This is a genomic window from Streptomyces sp. NPDC046716, assembly GCF_040645755.1.
Taxonomy (GTDB): Bacteria; Actinomycetota; Actinomycetes; order Streptomycetales; family Streptomycetaceae; genus Streptomyces.
This window is the reverse complement of record NZ_JBEYYU010000032.1, coordinates 41,642-60,678: the sequence shown is the minus strand read 5'-3', so window position 1 is coordinate 60,678 and position 19,037 is coordinate 41,642. Positions and strand designations below refer to the sequence as shown.

Genomic DNA, 19,037 nt, shown 5'->3' with positions numbered 1-19,037 from the left:
CGCGGAAGGTTCCGCGGGCCCTCTCGTCCGGCTCGGCCCTGCTGCTCGGCCGGCCGGTTCAGTTCGCTGCCGGGACCGTCCGACGGGCCTCGGCGGGCTTGGGGTCGAGCAGGCGCTCGGCCAACTCGCCGAAGAGCAGGCCGAACCCGGTCCACAGCGTGATCTGGATGGCGAGCGCGGAGAGCCGGAAGCGCCAGAGGACGGCGGCCGGGAAGTGCTCGGGCACCTCGTTGATCACGGGCAGGAACCGGAAGGCGAGGCCGACGACCACGGCGAAGGCGAGGACGGCGACGACGGTGGCCCACCAGGTGCCCAGGCGTGGCGCGAGACGCTTGCCGAGGATGGTCGCCGCGATCGCGAGGAGGACGCTGAGCACCATCATCAGGAAGTAGAGGGTGGTCCGTTTCCCGATGGTGTCGGCGTTGCCGACGGCGGGCGGATTGGCCGGGTACTTCAGGAACGGTACGACGTAGACGGCCAGCAGGGCGCAGCCCGACAGCAGCAGCGCGGTCGCGCGGGGGCCGAAGCGGCCCACCCGGCCGAGCGCGAAGCAGTAGGCGAGTGCGGCGATGCCGCCGAAGGCGACGCCGTAGACGAGGACGCCGGTGGCGAGTCCGGCGGTGGACTGCAGGCCGCGGGAAACGAGTTCGGCCTCGTCGCCGTGCGAGTGGCCGGCGTGGGACTCCTCGAAGCCGATCGCCTTGTCGACGAGCGGCTCACCGAGCCAGTAGGAGATGACGAGGGCGAGCACGCCGGCCGCGAGACCGGCGAGCATGCCCCGCACGAGCAGGTTGCGTACGGTGGTGGAGTTCATGGGAGTACGACGTTCCTCCGCCTTCTCAGTGGCAGGGGAAGCCGAGCAGGTGGCGGGCGTCGTGCACCCACTCGTGGACACCCGCTCCGCTGAACACGGAGGTGGCGCCCTGTTCGGCGCCGACGAAGTACAGCAGGACGAGCATCAGGATGCCGAAGAACGCGGCCCAGGGGGCGATCGCCTTCAACGGCAGCTTGGCCGGTATGGCAGGAGTGGTGGCGGTCGGCTGGGCGACGTGCTGCGCCATGGCAGGGCCTCCTTCGGGAGTTCGCGTCCCGTCTCGGTGGTGCACATGGACGACCGTCACGGGTCTGACTCGCAGCACGCCGAGGGCGTCCCGCATCACAGTGGCGCGACCGTGCCGGGTTCTCACCGGCTTCCGTCGACCGTCGTCGATAACGGCACGACATTACCGTCTGTCGCGTGCATGGCCAAGAGCGCGCGGGCCCGCCCGGCGGTGCGGCCGCCTCGTGCGCACCGCCTGCGCCTTCCGGCCAACTTGCGGCACCCCGATGGCCGGAAACAGCCTTTGGGTGGCACAACGCGGACACATCGAAACCCCGTACCCCCTGGGGGTGCCCCCGCACCCAGTCACCAATGGGTTGAGTCGACTTTTGTCAACGCGCCGTCCAAATACCCGCATTGATCCAGGTGGCGCCGCCACGCCGGGCCGTCGAGGCAGGTCCCGCGGGCGCGCCGCACGCGGATGAGCTCGCGATTCACGGACCCCAAAGGCCGCTGACCAAGCGGAATCTGAGGGTCGATCACGGTGATAGCATCCCGGCATCCGCGATCTTGATCCACTCGTTCCGCGCGCCTCCTTGCGATGTGCCCGCGTGTGTGCATCGTCGGTCGGGTGACGCTCTGGGCCGTGTCGCGGGCCCTGACGAAGTGCATCTGTCGCCATGCGCCGAGAAAGGTTTCCATGACACGAGACGCACTGGTGTGGTGCCTGGTTGTGATAGCGGCGATATCAGTCGCCGCCGTTGTGGCACTCACCATCCGCAGTAGAGCGCTCGCGGCGAAGAAGCAGCGGTCAGAAGCCGATCTGCGTCAGCAGGTGAGTGCTCTGGAACGTCAACTCCACGGCTCGTCCGCCGAGTTGCAGAGAATCTGGACCGAGCGCGAGAGCGCCATCCTGGCCGCGAAGGAAGACGCCGAGGAGAACACCAAGGCGGTCCTCAAGGGCGCGGCCAGCTTCCTGCAGAGCCTCGCGGCCGAGCAGACCACTCTGCTGCACGGCGTGCAGCAGCGGTACGGCGGGCACGCCGTCCTCAGCGACCTCCTGGACGTGAACCACTCCAACGCCCAGATGGCGCGCAAGGCCCAGGGCATCGCCGTGATGTGCGGCGCGCCCCTCGGCCGTCGCAACCGGGCGGCCAGCGTCTACGACGTGGTGCGCAGTGCCCAGGGCCAGATCCGCAACTTCAGCCGGGTCGCGATCATGCAGCAGACCGGTCTCGCGCTGAAGGCGTCCGCGGTCGCGCCCGTCGCCCTCGCCGTGGCCGAACTCCTCGACAACGCTGCCAGCTTCTCTCAGCAGGACGCACCGATCGAGGTGACCTTCCAGCGCATCCAGAACAACCTGTGCATCGTCATCGACGACGCGGGCGTCAGCATGAGCGACGAGGACCGGCAGCGCGCGACCGCGCTGCTCTCCGGTGACGACGTTCCCCGCCTGTCGCAGCTGGGCACCCAGCCCAAGTTCGGCTTCCCCGTCATCGGTCTGATCGCCCGCCAGTACGGCTTCAAGGTGGATGTCACCGGAGTCTCCCGGTACGGCGGTGTCCGCGCCGTCGTGCTGCTGCCCGAGGAGCTGTGGACCATGGAGGAGACACCGCCGAGGGCCGACGCGCCCGTCAGCCGCATCCGTCGGACCCCGGCTCCCCAGGAGCAACCGCCCGTCGAGCAGCCCGAGCCGGCGGCGGAGACCCGTTCCGAGACGCGTACCGAGCCCCCGAAGCGCACGGTGCACGGCCTGCCGAAGCGGGGAGAGCGCCAGTCCCCCATCGCGAGCGTGCCCGACGCGTCGCCCCGCCGGCCCGCGTTCGGATCCGCCGACGGAGCTCCGCGCACCTCGGGCCGCAGCCTGGGCGCCCTCCAGCGCGGCACACTCTCGGCCCGCAAGATCGACACGCCGTCCGCCGAAGGGTCTGAAGACGAATGACGCCAGACCTGTCCTGGATGCTCCAGGACATCGTGCAGAACGTGCCCCTGGCACGGCACGCAGTTCTGCTGTCCGCCGACGGCCTTCCCCGCGGCTCGACGGAGGGCCTCGACCCGAAGGACGTCGACACCATCTCGGCCGCGATGGCCGGCATGCAGTCCCTCAGCCGCGCCACCGCCCACTTCGCCGGTTCGGCGAAGGACGGGGAGTGGAGCCAGACGGTCATCGAGTTCGACCACGGCTGGATCTTCCTGATCGGGGCCGGGCAGGGCGCCTACCTGGCCGCCGCGGCCGAGCCCGACGTCGACATGCAGCAGATCTCCTTCCGCATGCACCGGCTGGTGGCCCGCCTGGGCAACAACCTCACCTCGCCGCCCCGCGTCCCGACCGACGAGCTCGGGGCGGGCGGCTCCGCCGCGGCGGAGCGGCACGAGGCTGGCGGCGGATCGGGATTCGTGCTCCCCGAACTGGACCGGGCGGTGGCGGACGTGCACGGCGCCCGGCACGCGGTCCTGCTCGGCGGGGACGGACTGCCGCGCGGGGCGACCTCCGCGATGAGCCGGGACCTGGCGGACACCATCTCCGCCGCCATGACCGGCATCCACGCCTACAGCCGGGTGACGGCCCAGTTCGCGGGTCCCGTCGCGGACGCGACGTGGCGGCAGACGGTCATCGAGTTCTCGCACGGCTGGATCTTCCTGATCGCCGCCGGCGAAGGGGCCTTCCTCGCCGCGTCCGCCGAACACGACTGCGATATCGAGGAGTTCACCACCCGGCTCCACCAGGCAGTGCCCGAACTGACCGCGCGCTCCGCACCCGGAGGGGGAGTCGGCGATGTCTGAGGAGCCCGACGAGGGACCGGAACTCACCTCTCCCTTAGTACCGCTCTTCGTGATCACGAACGGGCGTGCCCTGCCGCCGGATCACCAGTACGCGCACACCGCCCTGGTGACGGCCGCCCGCGACGCGGACACCGCCGCGCGTGGGCTGTCCCCCGAGGCGCGTACCGTCCTCGACCTGGTGGCCAACGGATTCCTGTCCGTGGCCGAAGTGGCCGGACACACCCATCTGCCGCTGGGCATCGTCCGCATCCTGCTGGCGCAGCTGGAGGAGGGCGGCCTGATCCTCGTCCGGAAGCCCATCCCCAGTGCCGAAAGGCCCGACAGGGAGCTGGTCAGCGCCGTTCTCGACGGCCTGCGGAAGAAGCGATTCGGAGCGTAACTTGTACTTGGATCCAGACGTCTCACACGCAGTGAAGATCCTCATAGTGGGGCACTTCGGGGTCGGGAAGACCACCTGCATCGGCGCCCTCTCCGAGATCGAGCCGCTGCGGACCGAGGAGGAGATCACCGAGGCCAGTGTCGGCTTCGACGACCTCTCGGGCACGCCGAACAAGACGACCACGACCGTGGCCATGGACTTCGGCCGGCTCAGCCTCAGCGACAGCCTCGTCCTCTATCTGTTCGGCACCCCCGGGCAGGAGCGCTTCAAGGAGATGTGGGAGGAGCTGTCGCGCGGCGCGCTGGGCGCGCTCGTCCTGGTCGACCCCGAGCGCCTGGAGGAGTCGTTCCCGGTCCTCGACCTGGTGGAGCGGTTCGGCCTGACGTACGCGATCGGCGTCAACCGGTTCGACGGCACCGCCGACTATCCCCTCGAAGAAGTGCACGAGGCGCTGAATCTGTCTCCGGACACCCCGGTCGTCGGCTGCGACGTCCGCGACGAGGAGTCGGCCGGGCAAGCACTCATCACCCTGGTGGAGCACCTCATGACCCTGCTCGCCTAGGGCCCGCCCCTCCAGGGACCTGCCCGGCGGACGACGCCGGGGCGTCGTCCGCCGGGCCGCACCGGCCCGCCCCCGCTCATCCGCACCGACAAGAGATCGCCACCCACGCGCGGCCCGCGCCGCCGGCCAGGCCCTAGGAGCACGGAAATGCAACAGCCCACAGAGTCCTCGCACATACCGCCGGGCTGCCCCGCGCACGAGAACGTCCGGCTCTACGGATCCGCGTTCGGCGCGGACCCCGACGGTCACTACGCGCACCTGCGCGCGGCCGGGCCCAGCGCGCCGGTGGACATCGCCCCGGACGTCGAGGTCGAGCTGGTCACCAGCTACGACGCGGCGCTGTACATCCTGCAGAACCCGGCGTCCTTCGTCCGTGACTCCCGGCGCTGGAACGCGCTGAACGAGGGGCGCGTCCCGGCCGACAGCCCGGCCCTGCCGATGATGGGCTACCGCCCGAACGCGCTCTTCAGCGACGGCGCCGCGCACGCCCGGCTGCGCCAGGTCGTGACGGAGAGCCTCGCGACGGTCGACGAACGCCAGATCGTCCGCCTAACGCAGCAGTCCGCCGACTACCTGATCGGCCGCTTCAGCGCCGATCCCAGCGGCCAGGCCGAGCTGATGGCGTCCTACGCCCAGCCGTTGCCGCTGCTGGTCTTCAGCCAGCTGTTCGGCTGCCCGCCCGAGCTCGGTGACCGCGTGATCGCCGGGATCAGCGGCATCTTCGAGGGCACGCCGGGCGCCGATGAGGTCCTCGGCGGCGCGCTCGCCGAGCTGATCGCGCTCAAGCACCGCAGCCCCGGACAGGATCTGACGACGCGTCTGATGCAGCACCCGGCCCAGCTCAGCGACGAGGAGGTGCTGCACCAGCTGGTGACCCTGCTGTCCGGCGGCACAGCGCCGCTGGCGGCCACCATCGGGACCAGCAGCGCGCTGTACCTGGGCGAGGAGTGGCAGGCCGGGCTGCCGGTCGAGAGCGCCGTCTCGCACACGCTGTGGAACTACGCGCCGATCGCCAACTACGCCGCCCACTACCCGACGCACGACGTCGAGCTGGGCAACCGGGTCATCCGCGCGAACGATCCGGTGCTGATCTCCTTCGCCGCGGCCAACACCGACCCCAAGCTGAACGTCCACCGCGAACAGCTCAGCGCGAAGGCCCACTTGGGCTTCGGCGCCGGTCCGCACGGCTGCCCGGCCAAGGACCCGGCGTTCATGATCGCGGTCACCGCCGTGGAGTCGCTGCTCAAGCGGCTGCCGGACGTCGAGCTGCGCCAGCCGTTCGCGACCCTGGCCTGGGTGCCCTCGCCGTGGAGCCGGTCGCTGGTGACGCTGCCCGTCCGCTTCACCTCGCGGGCCGTTCCGTACGCCCTGGGCGACTCGGGCCAGGCGTCGGCGCTGTCCGGTGTCAACCCCGCGTCCACTTCAGCGGAGGCTTACATTCCGGCCACGCAGGGCGGTCAGGCCGGCGCCGGATCGGCGTCCTCGCGGCAGCCGCAGCAGCGCAAGGGGGGCCTTTTCAGCCGCTTCGTGGCGTGGACGAGAGGCGAGTGATTTTAGTAACCCTGCGAGGACAGTGGGTTATTGGATGCTTGAACGATCATGTGGGTATTCATGGCGGCTGACGCTCAGAAAGGAGCATCAGCCATGGGAGTTGTCTCCACCCGGACGCACGATCGCCGGGCCGCGGTCTCACTGTTCTCCAGACTACGGACCGCCGCGGGACAGGCCGATCCCTTCCCCTTCTACGCGGATCTCGCTTCCCGGGGCGGCGTCAGTCCCGCCCCGTGGGGCGGCTCTCTCGTCACCGGCTTCGACCTGTGCGACCAGATACTCCGAAGTCGCGAGTGGCTGGAGCCGGACGCGAGTTGGCGAGAACGTCAGGGGGCCGGTACTCGCTGGAACGCCCCCTCCTCGCGGGAGATGGGCAGGACCCTGCCCGCTCTCAACCCACCGGACCACACCCGGGTACGCCGGGCCGCCGGCGGATTCGACCGCACCACCATCCAGGACATGGGCCGGATGCTCGACCAGGTGACCGACCGGCTGCTCGGCAACCTGACCGAACAGCTGCGGGAGGGCGAAGCCGACTTCGCCACCCTGGTCAGCGAGGAGCTGCCCGTCGCGACCATCGGGCACTGGCTCGGTCTGCCCGCCGAGGACTGGCCACGGCTGCGGGACCTGACCCACGAGCAGGTCTTCACGCAGGAACTGCTCCCCTCCGCGACCCAGTTGGCCAGGTCGGACGCGGCCACCGCCGAACTGCGCGCCTACTTCGTCGAGCTGGTCCGCGACCGGCGGGCCCGGCCCGGCGACGACCCCGTGTCCCGGTGGATCAAGGCCTGGGACGCCGTGGAGCCGAACCGCGACGAGGCCGACGAACAGGTCTACCTGCTGGCCCTGTTCGTCGTCCTGGCAGCCCTGGAGACGACCTCGACCTTGCTGACGATGACGGTGCTCCGGCTCGTCGAGCAGCCGGAACGGTGGAACCTGATCGCCTCCTGCCCCGATCTCGTCCCCGCATTCGTCGAGGAGACGCTCCGCTACGATCCGCCCACCCATGTGATCAGCCGGGTCGCCGCCCGGGACACGGCCCTCGAGGGAATCGAGGTCCGCCGGGACGAGATGGTGCACCTCATGGTGGCGGCGGCCCACCGCGATCCGGCCCGGCACCACGACCCCGACCGCTTCGACCCCCTGCGCAAACCCGCCCACCTCGCCTTCAGCGGAGGCATCCACTACTGCCTCGGCGCCCCCCTGGCCCGGCTGGAGGCCCAGACCCTGCTCCGCCACCTCACCCAGCGCCTCCCCCGCCTCACCCTGGTCCGACCTCCCGCCTGGGCGCCCCGCGTGGCGTTCCGGCGCCCGCTGAATCTGGACGTTGCCCCCGCATGACAGAACAGAATCGTTTCCTCTCGACGCCCTCCCCCAAGGCGATTCGCGTCGAGCAGGACGGCCCGGTGCTCCACGTCCGCCTCGCCCCCGAGGGGATGGACCCCACCCTGAGCGTCGCCGTCCTCGACGACCTCATCTCGGTGCTGAACGATCTCCACGAAAGACCCGACATCCGCGTCCTGGTGCTGTCCTCGATGGGCGAGGACTTCTGCCTGGGCGCGGATCGCATCGAGTTCCGGGCCGCCATGGAGCAGGATCCGAGCGGCGCCGCCCTGCGCCGCATCGTGGACAGGGCCCATCGCCTGTGCCAGGCGCTGGAGACCACGCACGCGATCACCATCGCCCAGCTCCACGGCAAGGTCATCGGAGCCGGCCTCGCGCTGGCCTCGTACTGCGATCTGCGCGCGGGGGCTGACACGTGTCGGTTCCGCATGCCGGAGGTGGGCATCGGTCTGCCTCCGGCGTGGGGCGGGGCCATGGGCCGCCTGATCTCCGAGGGCGGCGCCGCCCGGGTCCGCGAACTCATGCTCACCTGCGACATGTTCGACGCCGACACCGCCCACCGGATCTCGCTCCTGCACAAGGTGACCCCGGCCGACGCACTGGAGCGGGCCGTCGCGGGCTGGACCGGACCGCTCGCCCGACGGTCGCCGGAATCCCTGGTCCTGACCAAGCGCATGCTGGCCGGCTACTCCCGGGCCGACCGCACCGCCGACATCACCCTGCTCGACTCACACCTGCTCGCCGCCCAGGTGATCGGCGCCCGCTGACGCCCGCCGGGCAGAATCGCCGCGCTCCGTCCTGGACCGTTCCGGGGCGGTACGCGGCGCCGGACACCGCACACCCGGCCCCGCGACGGAGCCGGGGCGGTGTCAGGTGCGCACGGCACTGTGGCGCCCGGGGAATCGACCGTACGCAGGTGGTCGACCCTCTCCCGCAGGACGTTGAAGGCGCCGAAGATCTGCCACGCGTACTGACCGTGGAGCGCGGGCCCTGCCCACCGGAGTCCTGGACATCGGACGGGAATCCGCGGCGCCGCCGAGGTGTTGGGCCCGGCATGACCGACGCTCAGGCGCACGAAGACGCACTGCTCCAGCTCGCCGCCGACATCAAGGAAGGTGTCCTGGTCACGCTCAAGCGCGACGGCCGCCCGCAGTTGTCCAATGTGTGGCACGTCTACGATCCCGCTGCCCGCACCCTCCGGATCTCCGTCACCGACGACCGGGCCAAGACGAAGAACCTCCGCCGTGATCCCCGGGCCGGCTATCACGTCACCAGTGAGGACCGCTGGGCCTGGACCGTGGTCGAGGGCACCGCCGAACTGACGCCGGTCGCCTCGGACCCCCACGACGAGACCGTCGAGGCCCTGATCGCCCTGTACCGCGACCGCAACGGCGAGCACGACGACTGGGACGACTTCCGCCGTGCCATGGTCCGCGACAAGCGGGTCCTCGTCACCCTCCACGTGGAGCGCGCGTACGGCCAGCCCAAGCGCTGAGCCGCTACCTCTTCTCCCCTGTCCGCCCCGCCACGGCCAGGCCCGCGGTGCCGACCAGCAGCAGCACCACGATCGTGCCCAGCGTGAACGTCTCGAACGTGGGGCGGGAGACGCCCCAGGTGTCCTGGAAGTCGTAGTCGATGCCGAAGACGGACTCCAGGACACCGGGGAACAGCGCCGCCCAGGAGCCGATCAGGATCCAGGCGTAGACGAGCGCCGCGCACACGACGAATCCCCGGTCGCCGAAGGGGACGCGGTAGGGCCGGTGCACCTCGGGGCGGCGCAGGCGCAGCGCGAGCAGGGCGGGAACGATCGCGAGGTAGGACAGCAGCAGCGTGGTGACCGCCACCGTGAGGACGACGCCGAAGACCGCTCCCGTGTCACCGTGCACCAACCGCATCGCGGTGAGCATGAAGACGGTGGCCACCGCGCCGGAGAGCAGGTTGGTGCGGACCGGTGTGCCGAGCCGGGGGTGGAAGGCGCCGAGGCTCCGGGTGAAGAAGCCGCCGTCGGCCGCCGCCATGGCCTGCATGCGGTCGCTGACGATCATCCAGGCGCTGCCCTGGGTGAGGAGGGCGAAGACGAACATGACGGCGGTGCAGGTGAGCAGCGGGCCGGCCGCGCCGCCGTAGACGCCGAAGACCAGCCGGACCCCTTCCATGAAGCCGCCGATGCCGGTGACCTTGTCGCCGGGTACGACCGCGAGGAGGGCCAGGACCGGGAGCAGGTAGCAGGCGGCCGCGATGGTCGCGGAGCGGCCGAGAGCGGCGGGTACGTCGCGTTGCGGATCGTGCATCTCCTCGCCGGCGGCGTTCGGCGCCTCGAAGCCCACGTAGGCGAAGAGGAGGATGGGCACGAGCCCGAGGAAGCCGGCTGTGGTCGGGGTGAACCGGGCGTCGGACAGGCCCTGGAAGCCGTGTTCGGCTCCGTAGAGGACCGCGGTGACGGTGAACAGGGTCAGGGAGAGGACCTTCACGACCGCGCCGACGGTGGTGATCCACTTGCCGCGGCTGAGCGAGACGATCGCGGTGAGGATGGCGATCCACACGAAGAGCAGCTTGAACGTGTAGTCGCCGACGGTGCCCGAGCCCAGGTGGAAGACGAAGCCGTCCCAGGTCTCGGCGGCGAGGAAGACCAGGGAGCCGCCGAGCCAGATCGGGTTGGTGACCCAGTAGAAGAGCGTGGTGAGCGCGGCCGCCGGGCGGCCGAAGGCGAGCTTCACCCAGACGTACGGGCCGCCTTCCTGCGGGAACGCTGCGCCGGTCTCGGCGAACAGCAGTGCGTAGGGCACGAGGAAGAACAGGGCGATGGCCGCCGTCCAGGTGGCGGCCTCGCCGCCGCCGGTGGCGATCTGGCCGACGGTGTCGAACGAGATCACCGCCGCCACGGCCATGGCGGTGATGTCGAAGCGTCTCAGGCTGCGTCGCAGCCCCGTGGTGGCGGTCTCGGCCTGCGGGCCGGCGGACGTGAGCTTGGTGGACACGGGCAGTTCCTAGGGCAGGGGTCGGGGACTGCGAGCAGTGGCGTGCGGGCGCGTTGCGGGGGGGTCCGTGTCGGACGGGGGCGGGGCCCGGCGGGTGCCGGACCCCGGCCGTCGGAGCGTGTGTGTCAGGCGGGGCGGATCTCGCCGGTGGTGTCGGTGCGTTCGAGGACGCCGCGCAGGGCGGAGGCCACTTCCTTGGTCTCGGTCTCCGTCATGATCAGCGGGGGCGACAGGACCAGGCTGTGGGCGGAGTCGCGGACGATGACGCCGGTCTCGCGGCGGATGACGTCGTGCGGCATTCGGTCGGGGTCCAGCGGGAGCGGGGCGCGGGTGGCGCGGTCGGCGACCAGTTCCACGGCGAGCATCATGCCGACGGAGCGGATCTCGCCGACGATCGGCAGATCGCCGAGGTGTGCCTCGAGTTCGGCGTGCAGGGTCGCGCCGATGGTCTTGGCGCGGGCCAGCAGGCCCTCCTTCTCGATGATGTCGAGGTTGGCGAGGGCGACGGCGGTGGCGACCGGATGGCCGTTGTACGTGTAGCCCATCGGGAAGCCGTGGTCGCGCAGCAGCACCTCGGCGACGTGGTCGCCGACGAGCAGGGCGCCCAGCGGTACGTAGCCGGAGGTGATGCCCTTCGCGGTCACGATGATGTCCGGGGTGACGCCGAAGTACTGGGCGCCGAACCACTCCCCCATCCGTCCGTACGCGGTGACGACCTCGTCGAAGACCAGCAGGATGCCGTGCCGGTCCAGGACTTCGCGGACCCGCGGCCAGTAGTCGGCCGGCGGGACGAGCATGCCGCCGACGCCCATGATGGGTTCGCCGATCATCGCCGCGATGTTGCCGGGACCGATCTCGGCGATGCGCTCCTCCAGCTCCCGGATCAGGAAGTCCGTGGGGTCCTGGCCGTCGTACAGCTCGGTGCGGTAGGGCCAGGGCGGGGTGAGGTGCGAGACGTGCGGCATCATCGGCGCGAACCCCTCGTGGTACAGCGGGAATCCGGTGGCCGAGCCGCCGCCGTAGCCGATGCCGTGGTAGGCCTTGCTGCGCGCCAGGATCCAGGTGCGGTCGGTGTCGCCGCGGCGGTGGTGGTAGTAGCGGGCCATCTTGATCGCGGCCTCGTTGCCCTCCGAGCCGCCGGAGGTGAAGTAGACGTGGTTGAGCGGGTCGGGCGCGAGCGCGGCGAGGCGGGTGGCGAGTTCGACGGCGCGGTCGTTGGAGAACTCCCAGAAGCTGGTGAAGTACTCCAGCCTGCTCATCTGCTGATGGGCGACGTCGGCCAGCTCGCCGCGTCCGTGTCCGACCTGGGCGAGCCAGAGGCCGCCGGTGGCGTCGAGGTAGCCGCGGCCCTCGGCGTCGGTCAGCCGGCAGCCCGATCCCTCGGTCATGACGACGCGCTCGGTGGCGCTGCCGGGCAGGTAGGGGTGGATGATGTGCGCGCGGTCCCGGCGGACGAGGTCTGCGGCGTCGAGGGTCATGAAGCTGCCTTCCGTGATCGGTGACGTGCTGTTCGGGGAGCCCGGGCCGCTCACCCGTAGGTGATCCAGGTGGTCTTCAGGCCCGTGTACTTGTCGAAGGAGTGCAGGGAGAGGTCGCGTCCGTGGCCGGACTGCTTGAAGCCGCCGAACGGGGTGAACGGGCTGAGCGCGTCGACGGTGTTGACCGAGACGGTGCCGACGTGGAGGGCGTCGGCGACGCGGTGGGCGCGGCCGACGTCCCGCGTCCACACGGACGCGGCGAGCCCGTACGCGGAGTCGTCGGCCAGGCGCACGGCCTCCGCCTCGTCGCGGAAGGACTGGACGGTCAGGACGGGCCCGAACAGTTCCTCGCGGACGAGCGGGGAGTCCGCGTCCAGGCCGGTGACGACGGTCGGGTCGACGTAGGCGCCCTCGCGCTCGGGGCGGGTGCCGCCGCAGACGAGCGTGCCGCCCGAGCCGCGCACCGCGGCGAGCACCCGCTCGGCCTGCGCCTCGTCGACCAGCGGGCCGAGCCGGGTGGCGGGGTCGAGCGGGTCGCCGGGCAGCCAGGTACGGGCGTGTGCGGCGACGCGGGCGGTGAACTCCTCGGCGATCGAGGCCTCGACGAGCAGGCGGGTGTTGGCGGAGCACACCTGTCCCGCGTTGTAGGCGAAGCCCCACGCGGCGCGCTCCGCGGCGGCGTCGAGATCGGCGTCGGCGAAGACCACGTTCGGGCTCTTGCCGCCGGCCTCGGGCCACACCTGCTTCATGTTGGACTCCGCCGCGTAGGCGAGGAAGCGCTTGGCCACGGCGGTCGATCCGGTGAACACGAGGGTGTCGACGCCGGGGTGGAGGCCGAGCGCGCGCCCGGTCACCTCGCCGGGGCCGGGCACCACGTTCAGGACGCCGTCGGGAAGCCCCGCCTCGGCGGCCAGTTCGGCGAGGCGCAGGGCCGAGAGCGGTGACTGCTCGGCCGGCTTGAGGACGACGCTGTTGCCCGCGGCGAGGGCGGGCGCGAGCTTCCAGCTCGCGATGTCGAGCGGGAAGTTCCACGGCACCACCGCGCCGACGACGCCGAGGGGTGCGCGCCGCACCAGGGCGAGGTTCCCCGGCGGGGCGGGCGCCACCTCGTCGTAGAGCTTGTCGACGGCTTCGGCGTACCAGGCGAAGACGCCGGCGGCGCCGGGCACGTCGGTGCCGAAGGACTCGGCGATGGGCTTGCCCATGTCGATGGTGTCGCAGAGGGCGAGTTCCTCGCCGTGCGTGTCGATGAGCCGGGCCAGCTCCAGCAGGACGCGCTTGCGTTCGGCCGGTGCGGCGCGCGACCAGCGGCCGTCGTCGAAGGAGGTGCGGGCGGCGGACACGGCGCGGTCGACGTCGGCCGCGGTGGCGACCGCGACGTCGGCGACGGTCTTCCCGGTGGCCGGGTCGACGGTGGCGAGCGTGCCGCCCTCGACCGGTTCGGTCCATCGTCCGTCGATGAAGAGGCTGGTGCGGGGGGCGAGTTCGGCGGCGCGCTGCCGCCAGTGCGAGTGCGTCGGCATGGGGGCCTTCGGTTGCGTACGGCACGCGGGCCGTACGGAGGTGTCCGGGCCGAGTCCTGCGAAGGCGGCTCTCCTGACCCAGTTCTTTGATGCTGGATTCAAACAATGCGTCAGAGGTACGTCAATGCCCTGAACGGGATCTGCTTGATTTACCTGAACGACGTAACAGAGAATTAACCGCATGGGGAAACTGGGCAGACCGAAGAACCAGACGGCGCGGCGCGAGGCGCTCGTGGACGCGGCGGGCCGGGCCATCGCGGAGCGGGGCCTGGAGGGCCTGCGCATCAAGGACATCGCGGCGGAGGCCGGCATGTCCGCGGGGTCGGTGCTCTACTACTACCCGGAGCTGGACGAGCTGGTGATCGAGGTGCACCGGGGCGCGGTCGAGCGCTTCCTGGCGGCACGGCACGCGGTCACCGACGAGGTGGCCGACCCGGTGGACCGGCTGCGGGCGCTGATCGCCTCCGGGCTGCCGTCCGCCCCCGACGACGCCACGCACGGGCTGCTCTACGAGCTGCACGGCAGGGCCGACCGCAGCGCCGGGCACGCGGCGCTGATGGCGTCGCTGTTCTCCAGCGAGGTGGGTCTCTACACGACGGTGCTCGAAGTGGGCGCCGCGACGGGGGTGTTCACCCTGACCGGGCCCGTCGGCGATCTGGCCAGGAACCTGGTCGCGCTGGAGGACGGCTTCGGCCTGCACATCGTGAGCCGCAACGCCGGTCTGACCCGTGCGGAGGCGCAGCGCCTGATCCGTGTCCAGGCGCGGGCGGTGACGGGCTGCGCGGAGCTGTGACGGCTCAGTTTCCTCCGGCTCGGGTCCCTCCGGCTCGGGTCCCTTCGGCGATCTCCCGCAGGACGTCCATGACCGCGCGGGCGCGGGCCGACTGCGCCGTTCCGTCGAGCGAGGCGATCCTGACCTCCAACGGGCGCCCCGCGTCCCGGAGTTCGAGTTCCGCGATCTCTCCCCCGCCGTAGGTCGACCGGGTCGCGGGGCGCTGGTTGAGCACGGAGTAGCCGAGGCCGCTGGCCACCATGGAGCGGACGGTCTCGTAGCTGCGGGTGCGGTAGCGGACGTCGGGCGCGGTGCCGGTGGCGGTGACGAGGGCGCGGAAGTAGTCGCGGCTGTGCGGGAGGTCGAGCAGGACGAGCGGTTCCGCGGCGAGTTCGGCGAGGCTCACGCCGTCCCGGTCCGCCAGCGGGTGCGCGGCGGCGACGATGACGTAGGCGGGGGCGTGGGCGATCGTCTCGCTGCGCAGTTCCGGCTCGGTGGACAGGCCCAGGTCGTAGGTGAGGGCGAAGTCGATGCGGCCCGCCGTGAGGGCGGCGACGAGTTGGTCCGCCTCGTCCTCGACCACGTCGATCTCGATGCCGGGGTGCCGGCGCGTGCACTCGCTGAACAGGCGCGGCAGATAGTACGGGGCCAGGGTGACGAAGCAGCCGACGCTGACGGGCCCGGAGAGGGCGGGTCCGTCGCCGCGCGCCTCCCGTTCCATCTCGCGGGCCCGGCCCAGCAGGTCCCGGGCCTGCTGGCGCAGCCGCTCGCCCGCCGGGGTGAGGGTCAGGCCCCGGCCCCGCCTGCGGATGAACAGCTGCACCTGGAGGTCGCGCTCCAGACCGGTGACGGCGGCGGACACCGCGGACTGCGCGATGTGGAGCTCGGCCGACGCCTCCGTCATCGATCCGCGTTCGGCCGCGACCAGGAAGTAGCGCAGCTGGACGAGGGTGAATCCGGGCGGTGTCGTCATGCGGGGCCCCTGTGCCGGTGGATCGGGTGTGGGCCCGACTCTAGGCCGGGCGTTCACCGGGCACCGCCACGTCCTCGGCGTGCAGCAGCGTCGAGCCCGCGGTCTCCTTCAGGGACAGCGCGGCGATCAGACCGCCCGCCGCGAACACCATGAGGTAGGGCCCCGGCACCAGCGTGCTGCCCGTCGCCGAGATGAGCAGGGTCAGCAGGTACGGCACGGTGCCCGCGAACAGCGCGGCCGTCACGTTGTACGCGATGGACAGGCCGCTCTGCCGGGTGCGGGTCGGGAAGGTCTCCGCCGACCACACCGCGTAGGTGCCGAGGATCGCCGCCAGGATCACGCCGAGCGTCAGACCCGCGATCCAGGTTCCGGTCAGCCCGGTCCGCATCAGCCAGAAGGCGGGCGTCGACAGGACGAAGAGGGCGGCCGTCGCCCCGATGAACACGGGCTTGCGTCCCACCCGGTCGGACAGCGCGCCGAACTGCGGCACGAGCACCAGGCCGAGGAGCGAGATGGCGGTGGAGAGCAGGGCCGCGCCGTCGGCGGACCGGCCCAGGTGGTCCGTCTCGTAGGTGACCAGGTAGGTCAGGACCGCGTAGAACGGCACGTGCATGGCCGTCATCAGGCCCGCCGCCTGCAGCAGCTGGCGCCGGTGGGAGCGCAGCAGTTCGCGGACGGGGCTGCGCGGGACGGTGTCGTTGCTCTCCAGCGCGCGGTATTCGGGGGTGTCCTCGATCCGGTTGCGGATGACCACGCCGATCACGCCGAGCGGCGCCGCGACGAGAAACGGGATGCGCCAGCCCCAGGAGGTGAGCTGGGCGTCGTCGAGGCCGGTGGACAGCAGCAGGAAGACGAACGAGCCGGCGAGGAAGCCGAGCAGCGAGCCGACCTCCAGCCAGCTCACCCCGAACCCGCGGCGGCGGCGCGGCGCGCTCTCGGCGAGGAAGCTGGCCGCGCTCCCGAACTCGCCGCCCGCGGCGAAGCCCTGGACCAGCCGCAACAGCACGAGGAGCACCGGGGCCGCGATGCCGATCGAGTCGTAGCCGGGCAGCAGGCCGATGGTGAGGGTCGCGCCCGACATCAGGAAGATGACCAGGGACAGGGTCCGCTTGCGGCCGATCCGGTCGCCGAGCGGGCCGAGGACCAGGGCGCCGACCGGCCGGATGCCGAAGGAGACGGCGAACACGCCGAACACGGCGAGCAGGCCGGTGGTGCGGTCCTCGGCGGGGAAGAACACGGTCGCGACGGTGTCGGCGAGATAGGCGTACGCGGCCCAGTCGAACCAGTGCACGAAGACGCCGACGGCTCCCGCGGCCACGCTCCTGCGCAGGGTGGCCGGGTCGGTGGGCCCGTCCACCGCGCGGGACTCGGTCTCGGTGGTGGTCACGTCGCTGCCTCCTCGGGTGCGGCCCGGTCCACCGCGGTCCACGCCAGGGCGATCGCCGCGTCGAGCAGGGCCCGCTCGGCCGTTCCGCCGACGCAGTGCGCGGCGAACTCCCGCTGGTGGTTGGTGGCGGGCAGGGAACCGATGCCGATGTAGGGGTGGATGGCGGGCACCACCTGCGAGACGTTGCCCATGTCGGTGGAGGCCCGGTTCATGCGCGCGGCCTGGCCCGGCGGCGCGAACTCGCGTCCCAGGGCGACGGCGTTGGCCCGGTAGTGGGCGAGCGCGGTCTCGTCCGCGCGGAACTCCGCGTACGGCTTGCTCTCCGGTTCGATCTCCAGCGCGCAGCCCGTGGCGAGGGCGCCCGCCTCGAAGGCGCGCATCACCCGGGGTTCGAGCTCGGCGAGTTCGGCGAGCGTCTCGGCCCGCACGTACCAGCGGCCCGACGACCGCTCGGGGATGGCGTTCGGGGCGTCACCGGCGTGCGTCACCACGCCGTGCACCCGCGCCGACGCCGGGAGTTGCTGGCGCAGCAGGCCGATGGCGACCTGGGCGACGGTGAAGGCGTCGGCCGCGTTGACCCCGGACTCCGGGTAGGCGGCGGCGTGCGCCGACTTTCCCGTGTACGAGATCCGGGAGTGGCTGACCGCGAAGGGGCGGGCCTCGGCCACGTCCACCGGCGCCGGGTGGGCCATCATCGCGAGGTCGACGCCGGCGAAGGCGCCGCGTTCCAGGAGTTCGATCTTGCCGCCGCCGCCCTCCTCGGCCGGCGTCCCGTAGACCTCCACGGTGAGCCCCGCGTCGTCGGCGACGGCGGCGAGGCCGAGCGCGGCGCCGACCGAGCTCGCCGCGATCAGGTTGTGCCCGCAGGCGTGGCCGAGGCCGGGCAGCGCGTCGTACTCGGCGCACAGCGCGACGCGCACGGGTCCGGTGCCGATCCGCGCGTGGAACGCCGTGTCGAGGCCCAGGTAGGAGGAGGTGACGTCGAATCCGGCGCGGTCGAGCAGCTCCGGGACGCGGGCGGCCGCCCGGTGTTCTTCCCACGCGGTCTCCGGGTCGGCGTGCAGTCCCTCGGAGAGGGCGACGAGTTCTCCGGCGTGCCGGTCGACGGCCTGCCGGGCCGCGTCCTTCGGGGCGCGGCCGTTCACCGGTCCCCCGGTACGCCGTAGGAGGGTGCGGCGGCCGGGTCGAGGCCGCGCCGCACATAGTCGTCCCGCTGCGGCAGCCACACGTCGAGGAGGTCGCCGAGCCGGTCGACGGGGTCGTCGGCCCAGTCGACGCGCAGGTCGGTCACCCGCCAGCCGACGTCGGCGACGACGGCGAGCCCGGCGGAGTGGACGGGTCCCTCCTCGCCGCCGGCCGCGACGGCCGCCTTCATGGCGGCGATCAGCCGCTCCTCCAGCTCCCCCGCGGCGGCCGCGTACGCGTCGACGAGGACCTGCGCAATGTGCGGGCCGGACAGCATGTTGCCCGCGGCCACCGCGCCGTCGACGGCGACGGCGGCGTACGTGCCGAGGGTGTGCGGGCCGCTGTGCGCGAAGCCGGGCCCCGAGCGTCCGAGGACCGTCAACTGCCGGTAGCCGATGGTCTTCTCGTACCGCCGCGCGCCGGTCACGTCGGCCAGGGCGCGCTCCGCGTCGCCGTGCTCGGTCAGCCCGTCGAGCAGATGGGTGCCGAGGGTCGGGTCGGTGATGTTCTGCGAGGTCGCCGCGCCCACTCCGGGCCGCAGATGGACGACGCGGGCCGCCACGGCCGGGCTCGACGAGCTCGCCGCGATGCCGAACCGGTCACCGTCGCGTACCACCAGGGAGAACGTCATGCCCGCTCCTCCTTCGGCAGCACGGCGATCGCGTCGATCTCGCACAGCCATTCAGGGCGTGCCAGAGCGGAGACGACGATCCCCGTGGAGATCGGATGGACGCCCTTCGTCCACCGCCCGACCGTGCGGTACACGGCCTCGCGGTAGCGCGGGTCGATGAGGTAGATCGTCAGCTTGACCAGGTGTTCCATCCGGCTGCCCGCCTCTTCGAGCAGCATCTTGATGTTCGCCATGGCCTGCTCGGCCTGTGCCTCGGCGTCTCCGACGCCGACGGATTCACTGGTGTCGAGGTCCTGGCCGATCTGGCCGCGGACGTACACGGTGTCGCCCGCGACGACGGCCTGGCAGAGGTCGTTGTCGAGGTTCTGCTCGGGATAGGTGTCTCGGGTGTTGAACGGCCGGATCCGGGTGTGCCCGCCGGCCACGATCGGGGCGCCTGCCATGCTCTGTG

General features: G+C 71.6%; 19 protein-coding genes and 1 riboswitch. Of the genes, 9 read left to right on the top strand and 10 right to left on the bottom strand.

Going from position 1 to position 19,037, the window contains the following annotated elements:
- Positions 1 to 58: 58 nt before the first annotated feature.
- Both ABZ930_RS23665 and ABZ930_RS23660 read right to left on the bottom strand, forming a co-directional pair.
- Positions 59 to 814: a CbtA family protein gene (locus ABZ930_RS23665; protein WP_361550924.1), complete on the bottom strand. Its 756-nt coding sequence runs from the start codon at positions 812 to 814 to the stop codon at positions 59 to 61.
- Positions 815 to 839: 25 nt separating this feature from the next.
- Entirely contained in the window at positions 840 to 1,061 is a 222-nt protein-coding gene (locus ABZ930_RS23660) for a CbtB-domain containing protein (protein WP_361550921.1), read from the bottom strand.
- Between the two features lie 39 nt (positions 1,062 to 1,100).
- Positions 1,101 to 1,238, bottom strand: a riboswitch (cobalamin riboswitch).
- Between the two features lie 501 nt (positions 1,239 to 1,739).
- Between ABZ930_RS23660 and ABZ930_RS23655 the strand changes: the two genes are divergently transcribed.
- The 8 genes from ABZ930_RS23655 (at position 1,740) to ABZ930_RS23620 (ending at position 9,154) form a co-directional block, all read left to right on the top strand.
- Positions 1,740 to 2,981 (top strand): ATP-binding protein, encoded by a 1,242-nt coding sequence (locus ABZ930_RS23655; RefSeq protein WP_361550918.1) that lies wholly within the window; start codon positions 1,740 to 1,742, stop codon positions 2,979 to 2,981.
- Positions 2,978 to 3,823: a roadblock/LC7 domain-containing protein gene (locus ABZ930_RS23650; protein ID WP_361550915.1), complete on the top strand. Its 846-nt coding sequence runs from the start codon at positions 2,978 to 2,980 to the stop codon at positions 3,821 to 3,823. Before ABZ930_RS23655 ends, ABZ930_RS23650 begins: the two co-directional genes overlap by 4 nt.
- Positions 3,816 to 4,202: a DUF742 domain-containing protein gene (locus ABZ930_RS23645; RefSeq protein ID WP_361550913.1), complete on the top strand. Its 387-nt coding sequence runs from the start codon at positions 3,816 to 3,818 to the stop codon at positions 4,200 to 4,202. Before ABZ930_RS23650 ends, ABZ930_RS23645 begins: the two co-directional genes overlap by 8 nt.
- A 1-nt stretch (position 4,203) precedes the next feature.
- On the top strand, positions 4,204 to 4,764 hold the full coding sequence (locus ABZ930_RS23640; RefSeq protein WP_353946026.1) for an ATP/GTP-binding protein: 561 nt from the start codon (positions 4,204 to 4,206) through the stop codon (positions 4,762 to 4,764).
- A gap of 147 nt (positions 4,765 to 4,911) precedes the next feature.
- Entirely contained in the window at positions 4,912 to 6,315 is a 1,404-nt protein-coding gene (locus ABZ930_RS23635) for a cytochrome P450 (protein WP_361550910.1), read from the top strand.
- A gap of 93 nt (positions 6,316 to 6,408) precedes the next feature.
- Positions 6,409 to 7,656 carry a cytochrome P450 gene (locus ABZ930_RS23630; RefSeq protein ID WP_361550907.1) on the top strand — a complete coding sequence of 416 codons (1,248 nt, stop codon included), beginning with the start codon at positions 6,409 to 6,411 and terminating at the stop codon, positions 7,654 to 7,656.
- A complete protein-coding gene (locus ABZ930_RS23625; RefSeq protein ID WP_361550904.1) occupies positions 7,653 to 8,426 on the top strand; it encodes an enoyl-CoA hydratase/isomerase family protein in 774 nt (257 codons plus the stop codon). Before ABZ930_RS23630 ends, ABZ930_RS23625 begins: the two co-directional genes overlap by 4 nt.
- A gap of 287 nt (positions 8,427 to 8,713) precedes the next feature.
- Complete coding sequence (locus ABZ930_RS23620; protein ID WP_361550901.1) at positions 8,714 to 9,154, top strand: PPOX class F420-dependent oxidoreductase; 441 nt, start codon at positions 8,714 to 8,716, stop codon at positions 9,152 to 9,154.
- Between the two features lie 4 nt (positions 9,155 to 9,158).
- Here the strand turns inward: ABZ930_RS23620 and ABZ930_RS23615 are convergent, their stop codons facing one another.
- The 3 genes from ABZ930_RS23615 to ABZ930_RS23605 all read right to left on the bottom strand — a co-directional run bounded on the left by ABZ930_RS23615 (position 9,159) and on the right by ABZ930_RS23605 (position 13,638).
- Positions 9,159 to 10,637, bottom strand: coding sequence for an APC family permease (locus ABZ930_RS23615; protein ID WP_361550895.1), 1,479 nt, complete (start codon positions 10,635 to 10,637; stop codon positions 9,159 to 9,161).
- 125 nt (positions 10,638 to 10,762) lie between these two features.
- Positions 10,763 to 12,115 (bottom strand): aspartate aminotransferase family protein, encoded by a 1,353-nt coding sequence (locus ABZ930_RS23610; RefSeq protein WP_361550892.1) that lies wholly within the window; start codon positions 12,113 to 12,115, stop codon positions 10,763 to 10,765.
- 50 nt (positions 12,116 to 12,165) lie between these two features.
- Positions 12,166 to 13,638: an aldehyde dehydrogenase gene (locus ABZ930_RS23605; protein ID WP_361550889.1), complete on the bottom strand. Its 1,473-nt coding sequence runs from the start codon at positions 13,636 to 13,638 to the stop codon at positions 12,166 to 12,168.
- 181 nt (positions 13,639 to 13,819) lie between these two features.
- On the opposite strand from ABZ930_RS23605, the gene ABZ930_RS23600 reads away from it, so the two are divergent.
- Entirely contained in the window at positions 13,820 to 14,431 is a 612-nt protein-coding gene (locus ABZ930_RS23600; RefSeq protein ID WP_361550886.1) for a TetR family transcriptional regulator, read from the top strand.
- Between the two features lie 4 nt (positions 14,432 to 14,435).
- Here ABZ930_RS23600 and ABZ930_RS23595 read toward each other — a convergent pair whose 3' ends face one another.
- Genes ABZ930_RS23595 through ABZ930_RS23575 form a run of 5 tightly spaced genes read right to left on the bottom strand, consistent with a single transcriptional unit; the run spans position 14,436 to position 19,029 of the window.
- The gene (locus tag ABZ930_RS23595; protein WP_361550883.1) at positions 14,436 to 15,383 is read right to left on the bottom strand and encodes a LysR family transcriptional regulator; all 948 of its coding nucleotides are present in this window, start codon (positions 15,381 to 15,383) and stop codon (positions 14,436 to 14,438) included.
- 40 nt (positions 15,384 to 15,423) lie between these two features.
- A complete protein-coding gene (locus ABZ930_RS23590; protein ID WP_361550880.1) occupies positions 15,424 to 16,770 on the bottom strand; it encodes an MFS transporter in 1,347 nt (448 codons plus the stop codon).
- A complete protein-coding gene (locus ABZ930_RS23585) occupies positions 16,767 to 17,915 on the bottom strand; it encodes a M20 family metallopeptidase (RefSeq protein ID WP_361550877.1) in 1,149 nt (382 codons plus the stop codon). Before ABZ930_RS23585 ends, ABZ930_RS23590 begins: the two co-directional genes overlap by 4 nt.
- Entirely contained in the window at positions 17,912 to 18,586 is a 675-nt protein-coding gene (locus ABZ930_RS23580; protein WP_361550874.1) for a DUF1028 domain-containing protein, read from the bottom strand. Before ABZ930_RS23580 ends, ABZ930_RS23585 begins: the two co-directional genes overlap by 4 nt.
- A complete protein-coding gene (locus ABZ930_RS23575; protein ID WP_361550871.1) occupies positions 18,583 to 19,029 on the bottom strand; it encodes a RidA family protein in 447 nt (148 codons plus the stop codon). The genes ABZ930_RS23580 and ABZ930_RS23575 overlap by 4 nt, the downstream gene beginning before the upstream one ends.
- Positions 19,030 to 19,037 lie beyond the last annotated feature (8 nt).